This window comes from Streptomyces pristinaespiralis, from assembly GCF_001278075.1.
GTDB classification, from domain to species: domain Bacteria; phylum Actinomycetota; class Actinomycetes; order Streptomycetales; family Streptomycetaceae; genus Streptomyces; species Streptomyces pristinaespiralis.
In genome coordinates this window covers 3,829,187-3,850,858 of record NZ_CP011340.1, presented here as the reverse complement: position 1 = coordinate 3,850,858, position 21,672 = coordinate 3,829,187, and the positions used below count along the sequence as shown (strand labels likewise).

Sequence of the window (21,672 nt, the reverse complement as noted above, 5' to 3'; positions counted from 1 at the left end):
GGTCGCGGCGGGTGAGCCGGTCCCCGCGCAGCACACCTGTCAGCCTTCATGACGAGGAGCCGCACGTGTCAGTCGATCTGGTTGTCCCCGCCGGTGCGCCCGTGCCGGTCGAACCGCACAAGAAGCGGGTGAACGGCGTCGTCAGGGAGGTGTCCGTGCCGGCGCTCGTGCCGGCCGTCACCCACGGCTCGCTCGCCGACATCCCCTTCCACAACGCCCGCGAGGCGCCCGGGGACGCGGTCCTCGGCGTCAAGGACGCCGACGGCACCTGGCGGGACGTGACCGCGGCGCAGTTCGCCGACGACGTGCTCGCCGTCGCGAAAGGGCTGATCGCCGAAGGGCTGGAACCGGGCGACCGGGTCGCGATCATGTCCCGTACGACGTACGAGTGGACGCTCCTCGACTTCGCCGCCTGGGCGGCCGGCCTGGTCACCGTCCCCGTCTACCCGACCTCCTCCGCCTTCCAGGCACGCTGGATCCTCGAGAACTCCGGGGCCGTCGCCTGCGTCGTCGAGACCGCCGCACAGGCCAGGACGATCAGCCAGGAACGCCGGCAACTGCCGGGCCTGACCCACCTGTGGGCGTTCGACACCGGGGCGGTCGCCCAGCTCCGCAAGGCCGGTGAGGAGGCCGGGATCCCCGACGCCGTGGTCACGGCGCGCAGGGCGGGACTGTCGCCGGACACGATCGCGACGCTGATCTACACCTCGGGCACCACCGGCCGCCCCAAGGGCTGTGTGCTCACCCACGCCAACTTCTTCGCCGAGGTCGACAACGCGGTCGAACTGCTGCACCCCGTCTTCAAGTCGGTCAGCAAGGAACCCGCCTCGACCCTGCTGTTCCTGCCCCTCTCCCACGTCTTCGGCCGCATGGTCGCCATCGGCTGCCTGCGCGCCCGGGTCCGGCTCGGGCACGCCCCCTCCATCCGGACCGAGGACCTGCTCGCGGACATGGCCGGATTCCGGCCGACGTTCCTGCTGGCGATCCCGTACGTCCTGGAGAAGGTGTACAACACCGGCCGCGCCACCGCGGAGAAACTGGGCCGTGCCTCCTCCTTCGACCGTGCCGCGAAGATCGCCCAGCGGTACGGGCGGGCCGTGGAGGCGGCCGAACACGGCACCGGTCCCGGCCCTTCGCTCGGCCTCCGGGCGGCGCGGGCCCTGTACGACCCGCTGGTCTACCGCCGGATCAGGGCGGCGCTCGGCGGCAAGGTGCGCTACGCGATCTGTGGCGGCTCGCCCCTGGGCGGCCGGCTCGCCTCGTTCTACGCGGGCGCCGGCGTCGAGGTCTTCGAGGGCTACGGACTCACCGAGACCACCGCCGCCTCCACGGTGACCCCGCCGCTGCGGCCCCGCCTCGGCACGGTCGGCTGGCCACTGCCCGGCACGGCGGTGCGCATCGCCGACGACGGCGAGGTGCTGCTGCGCGGCGGCCAGGTCTGCGCCGGCCACTGGGACGCGGTCAGCGGCGTGGCCGTGCCGCTGACGGATCCCGAGGGGTGGCTGCCCACCGGTGACCTCGGAGCCCTGGACAACGACGGCTATCTGACGATCACCGGACGCAAGAAGGACATCATCATCACGTCCGGCGGCAAGAACGTCGCACCGGCTCCGCTGGAGGACTGGCTGCGGGCCCATCCGCTGGTGGCCCAGTGCATGGTCGTCGGTGACAACCGCTCGTACATCACCGCTCTGCTCACGCTCGAACAGGACGGCATCGACCACTGGCGGCGGATGAAGAAGAAGACCCATCTGTCACCGGCCGACCTGGTCCGGGACGAGGAGTTGCTGGAGGCGCTCCAGCGGGCGGTCGACGAGGCCAACCGGCTGGTCTCACGGGCGGAGTCGATCCGCCGCTTCAAGGTGCTGACCGCGGACTTCACGGAGGAGAGCGGGCATCTGACGCCGTCCCTGAAGCTGAAGCGCGCGGCGATCGCCCGTGACTTCGAGGCGGAGATCGAGTCCCTGTACGACGGCCGGCGGGACTGAGGAGAACCGGGAGGCCTCAGCCCCGCAGACCTGAGGAGAACCGGGAAAGGCCGTGGAAAGGACCGGGAAAGATCCGGACGGTCCGAGGAAAGGCAGGAGCCCCGGCTCCGTACGGCGTACGGGGTCGGGGCTCCTTGGGTAATGCTGAGTCGTGCGCGATCGCCGACCCTGGCTGACTAGGCCGGGGTGACGTTCTCCGCCTGCGGGCCCTTCGGGCCCTGGGTGACGTCGAAGTTCACGACCTGGTTCTCCTCGAGGGAGCGGAACCCGGACGCGTTGATCGCGGAGTAGTGGACGAAGACATCCGGGCCGCCGCCGTCCTGGGCGATGAAGCCGAAGCCCTTTTCAGCGTTGAACCACTTGACGGTTCCGGTAGCCATAAGCCCTCCTATGGGCCAAAGGGTTGCCCTGCTCCAGAACCTGCAAGAAGTCTGAAAACTACAAAAGCCTGCGGGTTACATGCTCCGCAGGCTCTGTACTGCAAGGGAAACCAAACTGCAACTTGCGTCGAGCCTAGCACGCAGCATGTGCGCAGCGGTAGAGGGAAAGATCACGTCACCCGGACGTTTGACCGCCGCCTCTTCGGGCTGACGAAGCCCAGCTCGGACGGGTCGCGTCGGACGATCGCGGCGACCCGGCGCGGAAGGATCCGGGAGGCAGGTCTAGCCTCACGATGTGGACAGTCTTGGAGAAAGCACAGCAACCGACCTCCGTCGCAGCCGGCCGCGTGTCGGTCACATCCAGTTCCTGAACTGCCTCCCCCTTTACTGGGGGCTCGCCAGGACCGGAACTCTCCTCGATCTCGAACTGACGAAGGACACGCCGGAGAAGCTCAGCGAACGGCTGGTGAGGGGCGAACTCGACATCGCGCCCGTCACCCTCGTGGAATTCCTTCGCAATGCCGACGAACTCGTCGCCTTTCCCGACCTCGCCGTGGGCTGCGACGGCCCCGTGATGTCCTGCGTGATCGTGTCGCAGCTCCCGCTGGAGCAGCTCGACAAGGCACGGGTCGCGCTCGGCTCGACCTCCCGTACGTCGGTGCGGCTGGCCCAGCTGCTGCTCGCCGAGCAGTACGGGGTCGCCCCCGACTACTACACGTGCCCGCCCGACCTCGGGGTGATGATGCAGGAGGCCGACGCGGCCGTCCTGATCGGCGACGCCGCGCTGCGGGCCTCCCTCCACGACGCCCCCCGTCTCGGTCTCCAGGTCCACGACCTCGGTCAGATGTGGAAGGAGTGGACGGGACTGCCCTTCGTCTTCGCCGTCTGGGCCGCGCGCAAGGACTACCTGGCCCGCGAGCCCCTCGTGGTGCGCAAGGTGCACGAGGCCTTCCTCGCCTCCCGGGACCTGTCCCTCGAAGAGGTCGGCAAGGTCGCCGAGCAGGCGGCGCGCTGGGAGGCCTTCGACGCGGAGCTGCTGGAGCGGTACTTCACGACGCTGGACTTCCGCTTCGGTCCCGACCAGCTCGCGGGCGTCACGGAATTCGCCCGCAGGACCGGGCCGACGACCGGCTTCCCCGCGGACGTGAAGGTCGAACTCCTCGGCAGCTGAACCGCGTTCCCGCCCGGGACCCGGGCCCGGCCGCCGAAGGTGGCCGCACCGCGTCCGGTCCGGCTCGCGGGCCGGCAGCCGCACCGCGGTCCCGCCCGGCTCCCCGGCCCGGCCGGTTGCGGCAGCCCCTAGGCTGAGGGCCGACTGGCGCAGGATGCCGAACGGGGGAGTTCAGATGCAGCCGCTTGATCCCGGCGAGCCGCGCAGCATCGGCGCGTACCGGCTGCTGGGCCGGCTCGGGGCGGGCGGAATGGGCCGCGTCTACCTGGGGCGCAGCGCCGGCGGTCGCACCGTCGCGGTCAAGGTCGTCCATCCGCACTTCGCGCTCGACGACGAGTTCCGTGCCCGGTTCCGCCGTGAGGTGGAGGCGGCACGACGGGTCGGCGGGGAGTGGACCGCCCCGGTCCTCGACGCCGGCCCCGACGAGCCGGTGCCGTGGGTGGCGACCGGCTATGTCGCCGGGCCCTCCCTCACGCAGGCGGTCACGGACCACGGGGCGCTGCCCGTGGACGCGGTGCGGGTGCTGGGCGCGGGACTGGCACGGGCGCTGGTCGCCGTGCACGCGCTGGGGCTGGTGCACCGGGACGTGAAGCCGTCCAACGTGCTGCTGACGCTGGAGGGGCCGCGGCTGATCGACTTCGGCATCGCCCGCGCCACGGACGGCACGGCGTCCCTCACCTCCACCGGCGTCTCCGTCGGGTCACCCGGTTACATGTCTCCCGAGCAGATCCTCGGCAAGGGTGTCACCGGCGCCGCCGACGTCTTCTCCCTCGGCGCGGTCCTCGCGTACGCGGCGACCGGCACCGCCCCCTTCCACGGCGACTCCTCCGCCGCACTGCTCTACAAGGTGGTGCACGAGGAGCCCGAACTCGGCGCGCTGGAGGGCGGGCTGAGGGAGCTGGTGGCCGCCTGTCTGGCCAAGGACCCGGCCGCCCGGCCGGCCCCCGCCGAGATCACCGAACGGCTCGGCGGCACCCCGGAGCAGACATCGGGGTGGCTGCCGGGCCCGCTGGTCGAGCAGATCAGCCGTGCGGCGGTGGAGCTGCTGCACCTGGAATCGCTGCCCGAGCCCCCGCCCGCGCCCGAAGCCCCGCCCGGGACGGCCGCGTCGGGCCCCATCGCGTTCAGCAGCCCGGCCGTCGGTGTCTTCGGACCGCCGGTCGAACCGGCGTTGGCGGGGCAGGCCCCGGCCGGCTGGGCGCCGCCGCCGGGCGGGACGCCGACCGGCCCCTCCGAGGCGCCGGGGAACGGCATCTCCCTCACCGCGGGCGGCGGCCGGCCGGGCCGCCGGATCAGCTGCACAGTGGCGCTCACCGTCGCGGGCGCCCTCGCCGCCGTCACGGTCGGCGGCGGTCTCCTGCTCGACATGTGGCGGGGCGGCCCCGGCGCGGACAAGGGGGACGCCGGCGCCCAGCCGCCCGCCGCGACGGCGTCGAAGGCGCCCAGCGAGTCCGCCTCCGCCCAGGTCCAGGAGGTGCCCGAGGCGTTCCTCGGCACGTGGAGCGGGCCCGCGGTCGAGCGGACCGGCCTGCCGCACGGCACGCTGACCGTCACCTTCACCGAGGGCGGCAGGGGTGAGGACGTCGTGCGCACCACCACCTCGATCTCCGTGCTGGGGGTGAGCGTCGAGTGCCACGGAGTCGGCAGGCTCGCCGCGGGCAGCACGGCACGGTCCCTGCGCGTCGACGAGCGCACCGACCCCGAACGGCCGGGAAAGCAGGGCCAGTGCACCTCCGGGAAGGCCGGACTGGTGTTCACGCTCGAGGACGACGGGACGCTGCGTTACCGCTCCGACGAGGAGGCCGCGGGCCTGCCCACCGCCACCCTCACCAAGAAGACCGGCTGACGGACCGGCCGGAGGGGTGGCGTAGCCTGGATCGGTCCGTAGATCCACCGAAAAACCGCCGAAGGGTGACGCCCGGTGACCGAGAAGGCCGATCTTCAGCCCGTCCTGGACCGTGCCGCAGAAGGCGGGCGGATCACGGCGGAGGAAGCGCTCGAGCTCTACCGCTCCGCTCCGCTGCACGCCCTGGGCGTGGCGGCGGACGCCGTGCGCCGGCGCCGGTACGCCGGCACCGAGCACATCGCGACGTACATCATCGAGCGCAACATCAACTACACCAACGTGTGTGTCACGGCGTGCAAGTTCTGCGCCTTCTACGCCGCGCCGAAGGACACCGCGAAGGGCTGGACCCGCGACCTCGACGACATCCTGCGCCGCTGCGCGGAGACCGTCGAGCTCGGGGGCACGCAGATCATGTTCCAGGGCGGCCACCACCCGGACTACGGCGTCGAGTACTACGAGCAGCACTTCGCGGCCATCAAGAAGGAGTTCCCGCAGCTGGTGATCCACTCGCTCGGCGCGTCCGAGGTGGAGCACATGGCCCGGATCTCCGGGGTGTCCGTCGAAGAGGCGATCACGCGCATCCACGCCGCCGGTCTCGACTCCTTCGCGGGCGCCGGCGCCGAGCTGCTGCCGGAGCGTCCCCGCAAGGCGATCGCCCCGCTCAAGGAGTCCGGCGAGCGGTGGCTCGAGATCATGGAGATCGCGCACAACCTGGGCGTGGAGTCCACCTCCACGATGCTGATGGGTACCGGCGAGACCAACGCCGAGCGCATCGAGCACCTGCGCATGATCCGTGACGTGCAGGACCGCACGGGCGGCTTCCGCGCGTTCATCCCGTACACGTACCAGCCCGAGAACAACCACCTCAAGGGCCGTACGCAGGCGACGCTCTTCGAGTACCTGCGCATGATCGCGATCGCCCGGCTCTTCCTCGACAACGTCGCGCACATCCAGGGCTCCTGGCTCACCACCGGCAAGGAGGTCGGCCAGCTGTCGCTGCACTACGGCGCGGACGACCTCGGCTCGATCATGCTCGAGGAGAACGTCGTCTCCTCGGCGGGCGCCAAGCACCGCTCCAACCGCATGGAGATCATCGACCTGATCCGCAAGTCGGGCCGCGTCCCGGCGCAGCGGACCACGACGTACGAGCACATCGTGGTGCACGACGACCCGGCGGACGACCCGGTCGACGAGCGGGTCGTGTCGCACATCTCGTCCACGGCGATCGAGGGCGGAACGGCGCACCCCGAGCTGAAGCTGCTCGCCTCGAACTGAGGCCGTCGTGCTGACCCTTCACGTCGCCGAGGCCTCGCCCGAGCTCGCCGTCCTCGTCGACGGCGCGCAGGTCGCGGCCGTCGGCCCGTACGAGGAGCTGGCCGCCGTCCGCCCGCAGGCGCGGGTACGACGGTGGCCCGGCATCCTCACCCCGGGACTGCTCAACCCCTACGGGCCCGAGCTGCTGGAAGCCACCTACCACCCGGACCCGCGCGAGGCCGCCGAGCTGGGCACGGAGCCGATCACGGGGGAGCGGGCGCAGGCCGTCTTCCGCGCCGACGCGTCACGGCGGGGGGCGAGCGCCCGCCGCGGTGTCCAGCGCATGCTGGCGCACGGAACGGTCGCCATCGCGGGCGAGTTGCGCAGCCGGCCCGCGCTGGACGCCGTGCGGCGTGCCGGGCTGGTCGTGGGCGGACGCCCGCCGAACCTGCCGGGGCCCCCGTCCTTCTCGCCGGTGCCGCTCGTCCTGCTTCCCATGCCGGCTCCGGGCGGCCCCGCCCGGTTCGCGGTCTTCGACGTGCGGGACCGGGCCGAACTGGTCCGGCGCGGGGCGTCGACCTGCGTGGCCACCGTCATCGGCGGGCGGCTGGTCCACCGGAGCAGGTAGCCGGGCCCGCGCCGCCCGCCGGCCGCCCCGCCTCGGCCGGCGGGGACAGCTCGGCCCCCGGGATCGACGCCCGGTCCTCGGTGCCGCCCGGCAGCGTCACCGTCCTGCGCACATCCACCGTTCCTCGCAGCGCCGGCGCGCGGGAAGGGGTGCGTGCCGACTGCGCACGGGACGTCCGGCGGGACCCGTGGCGCGCGGGCGGAACCCTGGTCCGTCGCGTCGGCGGGCCGGGTTGCACAATGGGTCCGTGACCCGAGCCTCCCTGGAAAAGCAGCCGCACGAAGTCGCCTCGATGTTCGACGACGTCGCGGCCAAGTACGACCTCACCAACGACGTGCTCTCCCTCGGCCAGGCCAGGCTGTGGCGCAAGGAGGTCGCCAAGGCGGTCGACGCCCGCCCCGCGCAGAAGGTCCTCGACCTCGCCGCGGGCACCGGGACCTCGTCCCTGCCGTTCACGGCCGCCGGCGCGTACGTCGTGCCCTGCGACTTCTCCCTCGGAATGCTGCGCGAAGGCAAGAAGCGCAACCCCTGGCTGCCGCTCACCGCGGGCGACGCGACGAAGCTGCCGTTCGCCGACGGGGTCTTCGACGCCGTGACGATCTCCTTCGGACTGCGCAACGTGCAGGACACCGACGCCGCGCTGCGTGAGCTGTACCGGGTGACCAGGCCGGGCGGACGCGTGGTCATCTGCGAGTTCTCGCACCCCACCTGGGCGCCGTTCCGCGTCGTGTACGAGGAGTACCTGATGCGCGCCCTGCCTCCCGTGGCGCGCGCCGTCTCCTCCAACCCCGACGCCTACGTCTACCTCGCCGAGTCGATCCAGAGCTGGCCCGACCAGCCCGCGCTCGCCGGCCGCCTGCAGCAGGCCGGCTGGTCCGAGGTCGCCTGGCGCAACCTGTCCGGCGGCATCGTGGCACTGCACCGCGGCACCAGGCCCCGGTAGGCAGCCGGACATGGAGCATCAGGGGATCGCCGTCGACTACCAGGCGGTCCTGGAACAGATCGCGGCCGACGTCGCCCCGCTGATCGGCAGCGGCACGCCCGCCGAGTACATCCCGGCCCTCGCCTCGGTCGACCCGCACCGCTTCGGCATGGCCGTCACCGACGTCAGCGGCAAGGTGTACGGGGTGGGGGACTGGCAACGCCCCTTCTCCGTACAGTCGATCACCAAGGTCTTCACCCTGGCGCTCGCCCTCGCCGCGGACGACGAGAGCCTGTGGGAGCGCGTCGGCCGTGAACCCTCCGGCAACCCCTTCAACTCGCTGGTGCAGCTGGAGTACGAGAACGGGATCCCGCGCAACCCGTTCATCAACGCCGGAGCCCTCGTCGTCACCGACCGGCTGCAGACCCTGACCGGCGACGCGAGCAGCGAACTGCTGGAGTTCCTGCGGCAGGAGAGCGGCAACCCGGACCTGGCGTTCGACCCCGAGGTCGCCGAGTCGGAGTCCGCGCACGGCGACCGCAATGCCGCCCTCGCCCACTTCATGGCCTCGTACGGCAACATCGTCAACCCCGTGCCGACACTGCTCGACCACTACTTCTGGCAGTGCTCGATCGAGATGAGCTGCGCCGATCTCACCCTGGCCGCCCGTTTCCTGGCCCGGCACGGGCTGCGCGCCGACGGCTCGCGGCTGCTGACCCGCAGCGAGGCAAAGCAGATCAACGCCGTGATGCTCACGTGCGGTACCTACGACGCGGCAGGGGACTTCGCCTACCGCGTCGGACTGCCCGGAAAGAGCGGGGTGGGCGGTGGGATCGTGGCGGTCGTGCCGGGGCGGTGCACGCTGTGCGTCTGGAGCCCGGGTCTTGACGCGCGGGGCAACTCGGTGGCGGGGGTGGCCGCACTGGACCGCTTCACGACACTGACGGGTCTGTCCGTGTTCTGAGGACGCGCCTACTTCCTTTGTGGAAGGGCGAGTTGACGGGAACCACCCGATGGTGAAGATGAGTCAGTTGTCTAAGACCGCTCACGGCCCTTGTGCCCTTCGTCCCCGTCTCCCCGTCACCGCTTGCCCTTTCGGAGTCTCCCCATGGCGTCGTACTGCCTGCACTGCGGCACCCCGTTCCCGGACGAGGCGCGCTTCTGCATGAAATGCGGGAAGGAGCGGCTGCCCGAAGTGCCGTCCGCGCCGGCGGCGTCGCCGGCCCCTCCGGCACCCGCCGCTCCGCCGCCTCCGTCGGCCCCTGCCGCCCCGCCTCCGTCGGCCCCTTCGGCACCGGCTGCGCCGCCCGCTCCCGCCGTGCCGCCCCCGCCGGGGTACGGGCCCGGCCCCGTACCGCCGTCGCCCCTCGGCGCGTTCCTCGGCCGGGCGCTGAAGGGCGACTGGCTGTCGGCCGCGAAGGCCGCCGTGTGGCCGACCGGACTGCTCCTGGTGCTCGCGATCGGGCTGGCGATTCCTTCCTACGGCCAGGACGACGACGTCTTCGTCGGCTGGAGCGAGCGGCTCCGGATCGCCCTCGCCCTGCTGCTCCAGGGTGTCGGCGGCGGCTTCGAGCTGAAGGCTGCCGGAGCGTCGCCGTACGGGCCGGGCGGTTCCGGCTTCGGCGGCGGTTCCGGCTTCGAATCCGACGGTGACGGCTCCTTCGGCTCCGGCATGGACGACCTCGCTCAGGGAGCGGCGTCCCTCTCGCTCGTACCGCTGACGGTGACCGCGCTGTGGATCGCCGCCCTCTGGCTGGGCGCCCGGACACTGCGCCGGCGCGGCGAGGGACCGGAGGCCGCGGTGCGTGTCTCCGTCCTGGTGACGGGCGCGGTACTGGTGCTCGGCCTGTTCGCACAGCCCGAGATCATGGGCGTGAAGGTCTCCTCCTCGCCCGTGCTCGCCGCGCTCGGCGCCCTTGTGATCTCCCTGGTGGTGACCGGCTGGGTGCTTCAGCGGGACCGGTTCGCGGCCGCGCTCGCGCAGCGTCCCGGCGCCCGGTCGGCGGTCCGGGCACTGGGCACGGCCGCCGGAGTGGTGTGCGCGGTGGCCGCGCTGTGCTCGCTGGTCGGCTTCGTGGTCTTCGCCCGTACCGACGACGTGGACGGCACGGCCCTGCTGCTCGCGCTGCCGCTCCTGCCCAACATCGGTTTCGCCGTGCTGGGGCTGAGCTGGGGTGGCTCCGTCGAGTACAGCTTCCGCGGCAGCGTCGGATGGGGTGACTCCGCCGTGGAGCGCGGCTCCATCGGCCTCGGGGAGATCTCCGACGAATGGGGCGGGGGCGCCGTGGCCGGCGCCCTGGTGCTCGGCACCGTGTGCGCGCTGGCCATCGGCCTCTGGACGGCCCGGCGCTCGGCCGACCGCCGCGAGCAGGTGCTGGCCGGGGCGTTCACGCTGGCGCTGCTCCTGACGTTCACCGGCGTCAGCGGAGTCACCACGGACCTGGCGGGCGCCGTCGGCGACTTCGGCGGCATGGGCAGGACCGAGGTGGCCCCGAGCGTGCCGGACGCGCTGCTGTTCGGACTGCTGTGGGTGGGCGGCGCGCTGCTGCTCGGCCCCGTGCTGCTGCGCCTCACGGGCGGTGGCCCGGCGCAGCCGGCCACGGGCCCCGCCCCGCAGCCGCCGGTGTGGCCCATGCCCGGTCAGCCGCCCATGGGGTACCCCGTGACTCCCTACGGCCCCGGCCCCGGCCCCGCAGCCGCCGCACCGCCCGCCTCCGGCGCGCCCGCAGAGGCGACCCCTCACCCGACCTCCGGCCCCCCGGAGGCGACCCCTCACCCGACCTCCGGCCCTGCAGAGGCCACGCCCGACCGCACCGCCGGCCCCGCGGTCGCCGCACCGCCCGCCTCCGGCGCCCCCGCAGAGGCGCCTCACCCCGCCGGGTCCGCCGGCGCGGGCCCGGCCGCGCCGCCCGGCGCCATGGGGGCCGCGCCCGGGCCGGACCCGGCCGCCCCGGTGCCCACACCCACCGCCGTGGACGGCGGCGCCGCGGCCCATGTGCCCGCACCGTACGCGCCGCAGCCCCCGCACCCCGGCGCGTACGACGGCCCCGCCGCCGACGGCGGCCGCAAGCGCCGGGTCCTGGTGTGGACGGCGACCCTCACCGCCGCGTTCGTCATCGGCGGCGGCGCGACAGCGGGCGTGCTGATGCTCCAGGACCGGGAGGACCGGGCCGATCCCTCCATCGAGGTCGTCGGGACGCCCGAGGGGGATGCGAAGGCCTCCACGTCGCCCTCGCCGACCCCGCCGCCCCCGGCGCCGTCCACCACGCCGGCCACGACCGCGTCTCCCGGCGCGACGGGGCCGTCGCCCGGCGCCGACCCGGTGCTCCCGGCCGGTTTCGTGCTGAAGCAGGACCCCGCCGGGTTCACCGTCGGCGTGATGGAGGGGTGGTCACGCCGGCAGGCCGGCAGCCAGGTCTTCTACGAGGCGCCCACCGGCGGCGACTACATCCAGATCGGCATCGTCAAGAACACGCCGATGAGTTCGTACGACAACTTCACGGGCCTGGAGCAGAAGCATCTGGCCAAGGCCGGGAGCGACTACGAGCGGCTCCGCCTGGAGGAGAACACCTACCAGGGCCGGCCGGGCGCGCTCTGGGAGTTCACGCACGTTCCGGAACCCGAGGAGAGCGACCTGCGGCGTCATGTGATCGACCAGGCCTTCGTCGCCGCCGACGGGACCGAGTACGCGATTCTGGCCGCCGGTCGCGCCGACATGTGGGATCCGGCCAAGGACGTCGTGTTCTCCACGGCGGTCGGCACCTTCAAGGTCGGCTGAGCCCGCGGCCGTCACGCAACCCGGCGGGCGACGGCCCCTGGGCGCCCCGCCGGCGCTCAGGGGCGGCCGGGGCCGCCGAGCTCCAGCCGGAAGCAGTACCCGCTCTGCCGGGACACCGGGGTCGTGAACGTCTCCGCGAGTTCCATGCCGAGCCGCCTCGCCACGGCGATGGACCGCTCGTTGCGGGAGTTCACCATCGCCACGACCCGCTCCACCCCGGCCGCCCGTACCCGCTCCAGCGTGGTGCGGGCGGCGGCCGTCGCGTAGCCGCGGCCCCAGGCGGAACGGGCCAGCCGCCAGCCGATCTCGATCTCGCCGACCGGGCCGAAGTCCTCGTGCGGCCAGGGCTGGGCACCCGTGAAACCGACGACCGCGCCGTCCTCGTCGAGCATCGTCCAGAGGCAGAAACCGTGCTCGGCGTCGTGTCTGCGCTGCCGCGCCGTCAGCTCCTCGTACACGGACAGCTCGGCCGCTCTTCCGCCGTGGAACTCCATGACCTCCGGGTCGTCGAAGACACGGTGCCAGGCGACGGCGTCCTCGTCCGTGGGCACCCGGAGCTGTATGACGGGAAGCGGCCTGCTGCTCATAGACGGAGCCCTTCGGTCGGTTGATCGGTACGCCACCTTAGACTGCACAAGACTGCACAGGTCCTGTGCCGTTCGGTACGCAAATATCGGAATGCCCCATCGAATACTCGGGAGAAGCCGCCGTGACCGAAGCCCTCACCGAGCACAGTGCCGATGTGATCGTCGTCGGGGCGGGCCCGGCCGGATCCACCACCGCGTACTACCTGGCGAAGGCCGGGCTGGACGTGCTGCTGCTGGAGAAGACCGCTTTCCCCCGCGAGAAGGTCTGCGGCGACGGCCTCACCCCGCGCGCCACGAAGCAGCTCGTCTCCATGGGGATCGACATCTCGGAAGAGGCCGGCTGGCTGCGGAACAAGGGCCTGCGGATCATCGGCGGCGGTGTGCGTCTCCAGCTCGACTGGCCCGAACTCGCCTCGTACCCGGACTACGGACTGGTCCGCAAGCGCGACGACTTCGACGAGCAGCTGGCCCGCCAGGCCCAGAAGGCGGGCGCCCGGCTGTACGAGCGGTGCAACGTCGGCGCTCCCGTCATCGACGACCGCACCGGCCGGATCACCGGGGTGCACGCCAAGCTCGGCGAGGACAAGACCCCGGTCACCTTCCATGCCCCGCTGGTGGTCGCCGCCGACGGCAACTCCTCGCGGATCTCCCTGGCGATGGGCCTGCACCGCCGGGAGGACCGCCCGATGGGCGTGGCGGTCCGTACGTACTTCACCTCCCCGCGTCATGACGACGACTACCTCGAGTCGTGGCTGGAGCTGTGGGACCGGCGCGGTCCGGGCGAGGACCGGCTGCTGCCCGGCTACGGCTGGATCTTCGGCATGGGCGACGGCACGTCCAACGTCGGCCTCGGCGTCCTGAACACCTCGGCCTCCTTCAAGGAGCTGGACTGGCGCGAGGTCCTGAAGGCCTGGTGCGCCTCCATGCCGGAGGACTGGGGCTACACCGACGAGAACATGACGGGCCCGATCCGGGGCGCTGCCCTGCCGATGGCTTTCAACCGCCAGCCGCACTACACCAAGGGCCTGCTGCTGGTCGGCGACGCGGGCGGCCTGGTCAACCCGTTCAACGGCGAGGGCATCGCCTACGCGATGGAGTCCGGCCAGATCGCGGCCGACGTCATCGTCCAGGCGCACGCCCGGCAGACCCCCGCGCAGCGCGAACTGGCGCTGCACCGCTACCCGAAGGTCCTCAAGGACACCTACGGCGGCTACTACACGCTGGGCCGCGCGTTCGTGAAGCTGATCGGCAACCCGAAGGTCATGAAGATCGCGACGCAGCGCGGTCTGACCCACCCGCTGCTGATGAAGTTCACGCTGAAGATGCTGGCGAACCTGACCGACCCGTCGGGCGGCGACGCGATGGACCGCATCATCAACGGCCTCTCGAAGGTCGCGCCGAAGGCATGACGTCCGCCGCGCTGCCGGGTGGTGTGCTGCTTGCGCCTGCCGCTGCCCGGCGACGCGGAGGGATTGCCGACGGTTCTGCCCCGCGTGCCGGAGCGCTGCCCGCTTCCGTCTGAGTGAAGAACTCGATGAGCCGCTGTTCTCCAGGCCTCGACGCGCCATGGTTCCTCTGAGGCAATCAGGGTCGAAAGGGGCAGAGTTGTGCGTATGAGGCGTATCGGAACAATCCTGGGCGCTGCCGCGCTCACCGTGCTGGCCGTTCCCACCAACGCTCACGCCGCGGCGGTCGCCTGCGGAGGTGGTGTGTCGACCGGCCGGGTGGCCGTCAACGGCTGCATCAGCGCCCAACGCGGAAAGGAAGGCCGGATCCACACCCGGGAGATCACGGCATACATCAAGGCGCGCAACACGGGGCCGAGGGCGGTGAACGTCTCCTACGAGGCGTTCTTCCGTGTCGTCGAGGGTGGTCACTGGGTGAAGCTGGGCAGTGGTCGCACCCATGTCCCGGCAGGTGGGACGGTCGAGCCCACGGAGGTGGGAAGCTCGACCCGGGTGTGCGGGCCCGTGAAGGTCGAGATTCGCGTACACGCCCGCGCCGACGGGGCCGCCTGGAGCGGGTGGTCCACCGCCGGTACGGCGCAGTGCCAAACCTGAGCGGCCGCACTGCGACGCTCCGCCCAAGGCCGGCATGGACCCGTCCGAGTGGTCGTTCCCCGGACGGGTCCTGGCGCTGCGCAGAGGCCTTCCCCTCTCGAGGGTGACGGGGCGTCGCGGCGGTGCAGGCCGGTGGCGACCGGTCAGCCGTACATCGCCACGCGGTGGAGAGCCGCGAGCGCGTCGTCGATGGGATGGGGCTGCGGCTTGCCGGCGGAGTCGAGCCTGTTCCACCTCTGCAGGTTCACCGCGACGGCCATCTGCCGTTTGCCGTCGGCGCGGGTCATGGCCAGCGCTCCACCGCCCCAGACCGTGCCGCCGTGGCCCCAGAAGGTGTCCTCACCGGCAGCCTCCATCGGATACAGGCCGAGTCCGTAGTCGCCCGTCCTTCCCTCTTGGGAGACGACCGGGACGGTGCGCTGCATCTGCGCCAGCGACGACGGGCTGACGATCTCGCCGGCGAGCAGCAGGCCGTAGAAGCGGTTGAGGTCCGTGACGGTCGATATCAGCGAGGCCGACGGGCCCACCCATGACATGTCGTAGACGCTGTAGTCGCGCGGCGGGTCGATCATGCCGAACCACGCCTCGTAGAGCCGCGAGTGCGGCCCGTCGATGTCCGGTCCGGCGGGGAATCCGGTGTCCCGGAGTCCGGCGCGGCCGATGACGTCCCGGGTGATGTACCGCTCAGCCGTGGTGCCGGTCACCTGTCCCAGGAGCTGGGTGAGGAGCAGGTAGTTGGTGTTGGAGTACACCCCCGGCGTACCGCCCGGGGCGCCGACGGCGGGTGCGGTGACCCCCATCTCGATCAGTTCGACGTGGTCGAACCGCGTGAACCGGTGGTCGTCCAGGCTCTTGGGCCCGGTGTTCGCGAGGGCGGGGAACGCCTTGAGGGAGGGGTAGGCGTACGGGAAGTACTCGGCGAGGCCGCTGGTGTGGTTGATCAACATCCGGACCGTGATCGCCTCACCGCGTTCTCCGGGAACCAGTTCCGGCAGGTATCGGCCGATCGGTGTGTCGAGACCGATCCGACCGGCCTCGACCTGCTGCAGGACCGCCGCGGCGGTGAAGGTCTTGGTGATGCTGCCGACCCGGTGCCGCATGCCGACGGTGACGGGGCGACCGGTGTCTACATCGGCGACCCCGGCGGCACCGCGCCAGACCTGGTCGCCGTCGCGCACTTCGGCGAACAGGCCCGGCATTCCGGCGCGGTGGACGTCCTCGACGGCGGCATCCAGCGCCGCTGAATCCAGTGAGTTCCTCACGACATGCGTCCTTTCGCATTGCTCGGGGTGAGCTCCACGTCGGTCCCCCGGCCCTGGGGTGACAGGGCACGAGAGGCATGCCGGCCCGCCCGGCATGCTTGCGTCCCCATTATGCACGCGGTGCGTGCAACACCGTGTGCATGGGTAGACTGAGTTCGGCGAGAGGGGCGAAATGGCAGGTCGAAGGCGCTGGTCGACCGAGGAGATCCTGGATGCGGCAGCGGAGTTGCTGCGCACGAGCGGCACGGAGTCGTTCAGCGTGCGCAAGCTCGCCGCGACCCTCGGGACCGATTCCTCCAGTCTTTACCGGCACTTCCGCAGCAAGACGGAACTGCTGCGCGCGGTCGCCGACCGGATCCTCCTGGCCTCCATGGACGGCTACCGCGCCGAGGGCGACTGGAAGCAGCGCATCACCGCCCTGGCCCTGCGCGTCAGGGAGGCGTTCGGGCAACAGCCCCAGCTCGCCGCGGTCTGGGGGAGGTACGCGTCAGGCGGCGCCGGTTCCCGGCTGGTCATGGAAGAGGTGCTGCAGGCCCTGCGTGCGTCGGGACTGCCCGACGAGGAGATCCCGGCTCGCTACCACCGGCTCGCGGTCCTCATTGCCGCGCTGATCGCCTCCGAGGCCGGGGTCAGCACCATCACCCCGGAAGAGTACGAGCAGGGCATGGAGCTGTTCCGCGTCGCGGTACTCGGCGCCGACCCCGAACGCTTCCCCGCCCTGGCCCACTTCGCCCGCGACGTCAGCCCTCTCGGGGCGGATCGCCGCGCCGCGTTCGAGGAGATCCTCGCCGCCCACCTCGCCCACATCGAGGCCGCGGTCCGCCCGAGCTAGCCCGGGCGGCTCCGAGCGTCGACTGCCTCCACTCCGGGGCCGGGGCGACGGCGAGTTCCCCTTCGAATCCGGACAACAGCGCGCGTCGAGTGCGAAGTCGAAGCGTGCCCGGGCCGCGTCCTCGCCCGACCCGCGGGCGGCGCCGACCAGCAACGGGTACGTGTCCGGGTCCAACGAGGCCATGCTGTCGGCCCCGCCGACATTGCCCGCCTGCGCGGCGGCGTGCCCGACGACGAAGCTGGTCAGCGAGCAGAGGACGTCCAGAGTTCTGGGCAGGGGGAAGCCCGCGGCCGGATCGTCGACGAGGGCACCCATGACGTGCTGCGCCTCGGTGGCCGCTACGCCGAGTTCTGGACTCTGTCCCGGGCGCCCGCAGCGACAAGGCCGACGAGGTCGACGAGGCCGACGACGGACCGTGCGGCCCGGTCCACGCTCGCGGACGAGGCGGCCTCGGGGCGCCAGTGACCGAACGCGGCGGGGGCAGCACCTGGTCGCCCGCGGAGCGCAGCGACGGGCGGCCGGCCGGACGCGAAGGCCGGACGGGACCCCGGCCCGGCCCGGCACAAAGGCGTGACTCACCGAGCCCACCAACCCGGTACAGGCCGGCCCTCACCGCACGGTGGCCGCTCGGGACGACTGAGGACGACGCGCGACACCGCCGGAGCGAGAAAACCGGGACCTGTGTCTGCCGGACGGCCGCGATCACGCCAGGAGGAACGGCTCCGTCAGGTGCGGCGTCGCCAGGTGCAGCGTGGTGGCGGTTCTGCTGCCGAGCATGCGCTCCCTGGAGCGCCTGGCCGCCTCGGGGTCGGTCTCGTGCGCGTAGGCGAGCTCGGGGTGGAGCAGTTGGAGCGCGTGCACCAGGAGGTCGCCGGTGACGAGCGCCCGCTCGCGTCCGTCGGCGACCAGCACGCTCTGGTGGCCGGGCGTGTGTCCGGGCGTGGCGATCGCACGCCCGGTGCGCAGCGGTGTGTCCCCGTCGAGGAGCCGGAGCCGGCCGGCGGCCGCGAGCGGATCGGTGAGGGCCTCGCGAAGCTGGGGGTTGAGCGCGTCCAGGGCGTCGAACTCGGCCCGCTGGAGCAGGTATTCGGCGTTCGGGAAATAAGGGCGGCGGCCGCCGGTCGCAGTCGCGCCGTCCACCGCGCCGTCCACCGCGCCGCCCGCCGGCGGGACGGCCGCCTCGGTCACGACCGCCCACCCGACGTGGTCGGTGTGCAGGTGTGTGAGCACCACGGTGTCGACTTCGGCCGGGTCGATGCCCGCGGCGGCGAGCGACGCGGGGAGTACACCGGGCACGGGTGCCCACGAGCCGGCCGGGCCGTCCGCCGGACCGATCCCGGCGTCCACGACGGTGAGGCCCTTGTCGCCGCGGATCGCGTACGCGCGGAACTGGAGCCGCCAGCGGCCCTCGGCGTCGACCGAGCCCGGGTCGTAGCGGTCGGCCTCCGCCCACTGAGCGGCCGTGGCCCCGGGAAAGACCTCGGCGCGCGGGGAGAAGAACGGTCCTTCGGCGTCGGCGAGGGCGATGATCTCGGTCGAGCCGATCCGGAGGCGGGGAACGCTGGCGGGCATGACCGCGATCCTGTCATGTCTGCGGCGTCGCGGGAGTGGCGATGGACGCCGCCGACGGGAGCGCCGACCAGTGCGAGCACGTCACCGCCATCAACCTCCGCGGCACCTGGGCGAGCATGAAGCACGAACCCCGCCACACGCGCACCCAGCCGCCGTCAGCGGCTCCTTGTCGGCGGCCTCGTCGGCAACCGCCGCCTCGCCGCCTCGCCGCCTCCCAGCACAACAGGGACGCCCCCCGCCGGCTCAACGCCCCTTCGCCGCCGGGGCCGGCGGTGCGAAGGCCCGGCGGTAGTCACTGGGCGAGACTCCGAGCGTGCGGGCGAAGTGGTGGCGCAGATTGGCCGCGCTGCCCAGCCCGCAGCGTTCGCCGACCAGCTCGACGGGCAGCTCGGTCGTCTCCAGCAGGGACTGCGCCAGCGCGAGGCGTTGCGTGAGCAGCCAGCGCAGCGGTGTGGTGCCGGTCGCCGCCTGCAGACGGCGGTGGAACGTGCGCGGACTGATCCCGGCGCGCCGCGCCAGCCCGGCGACGGTGAGCGGCCGGTCCAGATGGGCGGCGGCCCACTGCAGGACGGGCCCGATCCCGTCGTCGTCGGCCTCCGGCACGGCGTGCTCGATGAACTGCGCCTGGCCCCCACTGCGATGAACCGGCACGACGAGCCGGCGGGCCACCTGCCCCGCGACGCGGGCGCCGAGGTCCCGGCGCACGAGATGCAGACACAGGTCCAGGGCTGCCGTCGCGCCCGCGCTGGTCAGGATCCGGTCCTCGTCGGTGTAGAGGACCGAGTCGTCGACGATCACCTCAGGGTGGCGGGCGGCGAGTTCCCCGGTGTGCTGCCAGTGCGCGGTGGCCCGCCGTCCGTCGAGCAGCCCGGCCGCGGCCAGTGCGAACGCTCCGGCGCACAGCGAGACCATCCGCGATCCGGACGCGGCGGCGGCGCGCAGGGCGTCGACGAGAGGTTCGGGTACCGGTTCGTCCCGCTCGACGCAGGCCTCGGGAACCGACGGCACGATCACGGTGTCGGCGCCCACCAGACCGTCGAGCCCGTGCGTCGTACGGATCCCGAAGAAGCCGCCCGCAGCCTCCGGGCCCGCGTTCTGCCCGCAGAGCCGGAGCTCGTACCAGGGGTCGGCGAGGTCGGGGTGGGGTACTCCGAACACCGCGCAGGCGATGGCGAGTTCGTACATGTCCCACCAGGTCGGGCCGGTACGGGGATCGGGGACGACGGCGATCGCCACCACACCCGGACCGGAGGACCTCCTCATGCTCCCGACCCTACGGCAGGAATTTTGCGGAGGTGGGCAGTTCCGCCGCTGTCGGGCGGCCCGGCCGGTTGCGAGGCTGGAGCTCCCTTCGGAACGAACACGGAGAAACCTGCACATGTCCCATGAATCCCCCTCGCTCGTCCCCGCCTCCGCCGGCTCGGTGTCCGTGATCGGACTCGGGCAGATGGGCTCGGCGCTCGCAGAGGCGTTCCTGGCCGCGGGCCGCACGACGACGGTCTGGAACCGTACGCCCGCCAAGGCGGACGCCCTGGTGGAACGCGGGGCGGTCCGGGCGGACTCGATCGCCGATGCCGTCGCGGCGGGCGATGCCGTCGTGGTCTGCGTGCTCGACTACGCGGCGGTCCGCGAGCTCCTGGACCCGGTGGTCGGGGTGCTGGCCGGGCGGACCCTGGTCAACCTCACCTCCGGCTCGCCCGAGCAGGCCCGCGAGAGCGCCGCGTGGGCCGCCGGGCACGGCTTCTCCTACCTCGACGGCGCCGTCATGACCACGCCGCCGGGCATCGGCCGGCCGTCGAGCATGATTCTCTGCAGCGGCTCCCCGGCGGCCTTCGCCGAGCACCGTGAGGCGCTGGCGGCGCTCGGCGACCCGGTCGACCTCGGCGAGGACGCCGGACTCGCCGCGCTGTACGACACGGGGCTGCTCGGCCTGATGTGGTCCGTGTTCGCGGGCTGGCTGCACGCCGCGGCGCTCGTCGGCGTGGACGGCGTACCGGCAGGCGCGTTCACACCACTGGCGATCCGCTGGCTGACGACGGTCGGCGGCTTCATGGAGACCTACGCGCCGCAGCTCGACGCCTGCCGCTATCCCGGCGACGACGCCACGGTCGCCGTCCAGCTGGCCGCGGTGGACCACCTGCTGGAGGCGTCCCGCGCACGCGGCGTCGACACGCGACTGCCGGAACTGCACCGGGACATGATGGCGAAGACGGTCGCCTCCGGGCACGGTCAGGACAGCTACGCGCGAGTGATCGAGCAGTTCCGCGGCGCCTGAGCGGCGCCCTCCCCTCGTACAAAGCGGCAGCCCGTCCATGACATGGACGGGCTGCCGCGGTGCTACGGGTGCTGCCTGCTCCCGCCGGAGCGGGGCGGACGGTCAGAGGACGCGGACCGCGCCGCTCGCCGGGTAACCGGACAGGTCCTGGATGACGACGCCCTTGCTGGGGTTCGCGGCGTCCAGGTACTGGCCGTCGCCGATGTAGACGCCCGTGTGGTACGCGGAACCGGCGCCGCCCCAGTAGAGGATGTCGCCCACCTGGAGGTTGGAGGTGCCGACCTGGGTGCCGGCCAGCGACTGGTCCTGGGAGACCCGCGGCAGGTCGATGCCGACGGTGCGGTACGCGGCCTGGACGAGGCTGGAGCAGTCCCACGCGTTGGGGCCGGTGGCGCCCATGATGTACGCGTCGCCGAGCTGCGCCTTGAGGAAGGCGACCACGGTCGCGGCGCTGCCGGTGGCGGTGCCCGTGGAGGCGGAGGCGGAGAGGGTGGTGCGCTCGGAGTCGCGGGACGCGCGCTCCTGGGCGGCGGCCTCGGCGCGCTTCTTCGCCTCTTCCTTCTCCTTGGCCTCCGCGGCGCGGTCCGCCTCGGCCTTGGCCTTCTCGGCGGCCTTCGCGGCCTTGGCGGCGGCGGCCTCTTCCTGGGCCTGCAGCTGTGCCTGGAGCTCGAGGTCGAGGGCGACCTGCTGGGTGGCCTCCGCGGACTGGGCGACCGCGGCCAGGGAGTCGGCGGTGAGCAGGGGCATCTCGATGGTCTCGGTCACCGGCTCGGCGTTCGCCGGCCCGGCGGCACCTGCCACCGCGATGGTGCTGAGGAAGCCACCGGCAACTCCGGCCCGTATCGCCATTTTCGAGGCGCTGCGGCGGGGCTTCCGGTGGCTGGGTATGTGAGCGGTGTGGGACATGAGTACAACCGCTATCAGGGCTTCACGGTTCCCTTCAAGAAACGTGTGTTGCGCCACAGTTACGACCGGAACCTCTGAATCCGCTCTGGATGGACCTTTATTGACGCCGTAACGGGCAAACCGGTCAAGCGTGATCACGGCTGTGATCATGGGCTTTCCGTAAAAGGTCCGAATTGCCGTGGGCTTACCACCGCTTTACGTCGTTGGCCAA

18 protein-coding genes and 1 pseudogene are annotated in these 21,672 nt (G+C 72.2%); 13 read left to right on the top strand and 6 right to left on the bottom strand.

Going from position 1 to position 21,672, the window contains the following annotated elements; translation table 11 throughout:
- Positions 1–65 precede the first annotated feature (65 nt).
- Positions 66–1,988: an AMP-dependent synthetase/ligase gene (locus SPRI_RS16175; RefSeq protein ID WP_234020389.1), complete on the top strand. Its 1,923-nt coding sequence runs from the start codon at positions 66–68 to the stop codon at positions 1,986–1,988.
- Between the two features lie 176 nt (positions 1,989–2,164).
- Here the strand turns inward: SPRI_RS16175 and SPRI_RS16170 are convergent, their stop codons facing one another.
- A complete protein-coding gene (locus tag SPRI_RS16170; protein WP_003967102.1) occupies positions 2,165–2,368 on the bottom strand; it encodes a cold-shock protein in 204 nt (67 codons plus the stop codon).
- Between the two features lie 295 nt (positions 2,369–2,663).
- Between SPRI_RS16170 and SPRI_RS16165 the strand changes: the two genes are divergently transcribed.
- From SPRI_RS16165 to SPRI_RS38020, 8 genes and pseudogenes are all read left to right on the top strand, one after another.
- Complete coding sequence (locus SPRI_RS16165; protein ID WP_005313842.1) at positions 2,664–3,539, top strand: menaquinone biosynthetic enzyme MqnA/MqnD family protein; 876 nt, start codon at positions 2,664–2,666, stop codon at positions 3,537–3,539.
- Positions 3,540–3,714: 175 nt separating this feature from the next.
- Positions 3,715–5,385, top strand: coding sequence for a serine/threonine-protein kinase (locus SPRI_RS16160; protein ID WP_037774034.1), 1,671 nt, complete (start codon positions 3,715–3,717; stop codon positions 5,383–5,385).
- A 75-nt stretch (positions 5,386–5,460) separates the two neighbouring features.
- Positions 5,461–6,660: a cyclic dehypoxanthinyl futalosine synthase gene (mqnC, locus tag SPRI_RS16155; protein WP_005313837.1), complete on the top strand. Its 1,200-nt coding sequence runs from the start codon at positions 5,461–5,463 to the stop codon at positions 6,658–6,660.
- Positions 6,661–6,667: 7 nt separating this feature from the next.
- Positions 6,668–7,267: a hypothetical protein gene (locus SPRI_RS16150; RefSeq protein WP_053557036.1), complete on the top strand. Its 600-nt coding sequence runs from the start codon at positions 6,668–6,670 to the stop codon at positions 7,265–7,267.
- Positions 7,268–7,514: 247 nt separating this feature from the next.
- On the top strand, positions 7,515–8,210 hold the full coding sequence (locus tag SPRI_RS16145; protein WP_053557035.1) for a demethylmenaquinone methyltransferase: 696 nt from the start codon (positions 7,515–7,517) through the stop codon (positions 8,208–8,210).
- 10 nt (positions 8,211–8,220) lie between these two features.
- Positions 8,221–9,153, top strand: coding sequence for a glutaminase (locus SPRI_RS16140; protein ID WP_005313829.1), 933 nt, complete (start codon positions 8,221–8,223; stop codon positions 9,151–9,153).
- 144 nt (positions 9,154–9,297) lie between these two features.
- Positions 9,298–9,366, top strand: a pseudogene (locus tag SPRI_RS39970) (zinc-ribbon domain-containing protein); the annotation flags it as partial.
- Between the two features lie 141 nt (positions 9,367–9,507).
- Positions 9,508–11,967, top strand: coding sequence for a hypothetical protein (locus tag SPRI_RS38020; protein ID WP_159039477.1), 2,460 nt, complete (start codon positions 9,508–9,510; stop codon positions 11,965–11,967).
- Between the two features lie 56 nt (positions 11,968–12,023).
- Here SPRI_RS38020 and SPRI_RS16130 read toward each other — a convergent pair whose 3' ends face one another.
- Entirely contained in the window at positions 12,024–12,554 is a 531-nt protein-coding gene (locus SPRI_RS16130; protein WP_005313825.1) for a GNAT family N-acetyltransferase, read from the bottom strand.
- Between the two features lie 122 nt (positions 12,555–12,676).
- Between SPRI_RS16130 and SPRI_RS16125 the strand changes: the two genes are divergently transcribed.
- Together SPRI_RS16125 and SPRI_RS16120 are read left to right on the top strand one after the other, a co-directional pair.
- Entirely contained in the window at positions 12,677–13,963 is a 1,287-nt protein-coding gene (locus SPRI_RS16125) for a geranylgeranyl reductase family protein (protein WP_005313823.1), read from the top strand.
- A gap of 204 nt (positions 13,964–14,167) precedes the next feature.
- Positions 14,168–14,614 carry a hypothetical protein gene (locus tag SPRI_RS16120; RefSeq protein ID WP_005313821.1) on the top strand — a complete coding sequence of 149 codons (447 nt, stop codon included), beginning with the start codon at positions 14,168–14,170 and terminating at the stop codon, positions 14,612–14,614.
- Between the two features lie 143 nt (positions 14,615–14,757).
- Here the strand turns inward: SPRI_RS16120 and SPRI_RS16115 are convergent, their stop codons facing one another.
- Positions 14,758–15,876 (bottom strand): serine hydrolase domain-containing protein, encoded by a 1,119-nt coding sequence (locus SPRI_RS16115; RefSeq protein WP_037774030.1) that lies wholly within the window; start codon positions 15,874–15,876, stop codon positions 14,758–14,760.
- Between the two features lie 172 nt (positions 15,877–16,048).
- Here SPRI_RS16115 and SPRI_RS16110 point away from each other — a divergent pair, with 172 nt between their 5' ends.
- Positions 16,049–16,708, top strand: coding sequence for a TetR/AcrR family transcriptional regulator (locus tag SPRI_RS16110; RefSeq protein WP_005313815.1), 660 nt, complete (start codon positions 16,049–16,051; stop codon positions 16,706–16,708).
- 702 nt (positions 16,709–17,410) lie between these two features.
- On the opposite strand, the gene SPRI_RS16100 is transcribed toward SPRI_RS16110, so the two are convergent.
- Complete coding sequence (locus SPRI_RS16100; RefSeq protein WP_005313812.1) at positions 17,411–18,280, bottom strand: MBL fold metallo-hydrolase; 870 nt, start codon at positions 18,278–18,280, stop codon at positions 17,411–17,413.
- Positions 18,281–18,523: 243 nt separating this feature from the next.
- Positions 18,524–19,543, bottom strand: a complete 1,020-nt coding sequence (locus SPRI_RS16095) for a helix-turn-helix domain-containing protein (RefSeq protein ID WP_037774026.1) — start codon at positions 19,541–19,543, stop codon at positions 18,524–18,526.
- Between the two features lie 115 nt (positions 19,544–19,658).
- Here SPRI_RS16095 and SPRI_RS16090 point away from each other — a divergent pair, with 115 nt between their 5' ends.
- Positions 19,659–20,555, top strand: coding sequence for an NAD(P)-dependent oxidoreductase (locus tag SPRI_RS16090; protein ID WP_005313808.1), 897 nt, complete (start codon positions 19,659–19,661; stop codon positions 20,553–20,555).
- A gap of 102 nt (positions 20,556–20,657) precedes the next feature.
- Here the strand turns inward: SPRI_RS16090 and SPRI_RS16085 are convergent, their stop codons facing one another.
- Entirely contained in the window at positions 20,658–21,461 is an 804-nt protein-coding gene (locus SPRI_RS16085; protein ID WP_037774025.1) for a C40 family peptidase, read from the bottom strand.
- Positions 21,462–21,672 lie beyond the last annotated feature (211 nt).

What these genes read in the sequence shown, in the direction of transcription:
- SPRI_RS16130 (WP_005313825.1), bottom strand. Translation starts at nt 12,554, where the DNA reads ATGAGCAGCAGGCCGCTTCCCGTCATACAGCTCCGGGTGCCCACGGAC.
- SPRI_RS16140 (WP_005313829.1), top strand. Translation starts at nt 8,221, where the DNA reads ATGGAGCATCAGGGGATCGCCGTCGACTACCAGGCGGTCCTGGAACAG.
- SPRI_RS16160 (WP_037774034.1), top strand. Translation starts at nt 3,715, where the DNA reads ATGCAGCCGCTTGATCCCGGCGAGCCGCGCAGCATCGGCGCGTACCGG.
- SPRI_RS16095 (WP_037774026.1), bottom strand. Translation starts at nt 19,543, where the DNA reads ATGAGGAGGTCCTCCGGTCCGGGTGTGGTGGCGATCGCCGTCGTCCCC.
- SPRI_RS16100 (WP_005313812.1), bottom strand. Translation starts at nt 18,280, where the DNA reads ATGCCCGCCAGCGTTCCCCGCCTCCGGATCGGCTCGACCGAGATCATC.
- SPRI_RS16120 (WP_005313821.1), top strand. Translation starts at nt 14,168, where the DNA reads ATGAGGCGTATCGGAACAATCCTGGGCGCTGCCGCGCTCACCGTGCTG.
- SPRI_RS16085 (WP_037774025.1), bottom strand. Translation starts at nt 21,461, where the DNA reads ATGTCCCACACCGCTCACATACCCAGCCACCGGAAGCCCCGCCGCAGC.
- SPRI_RS16090 (WP_005313808.1), top strand. Translation starts at nt 19,659, where the DNA reads ATGTCCCATGAATCCCCCTCGCTCGTCCCCGCCTCCGCCGGCTCGGTG.
- SPRI_RS16170 (WP_003967102.1), bottom strand. Translation starts at nt 2,368, where the DNA reads ATGGCTACCGGAACCGTCAAGTGGTTCAACGCTGAAAAGGGCTTCGGC.
- SPRI_RS16110 (WP_005313815.1), top strand. Translation starts at nt 16,049, where the DNA reads ATGGCAGGTCGAAGGCGCTGGTCGACCGAGGAGATCCTGGATGCGGCA.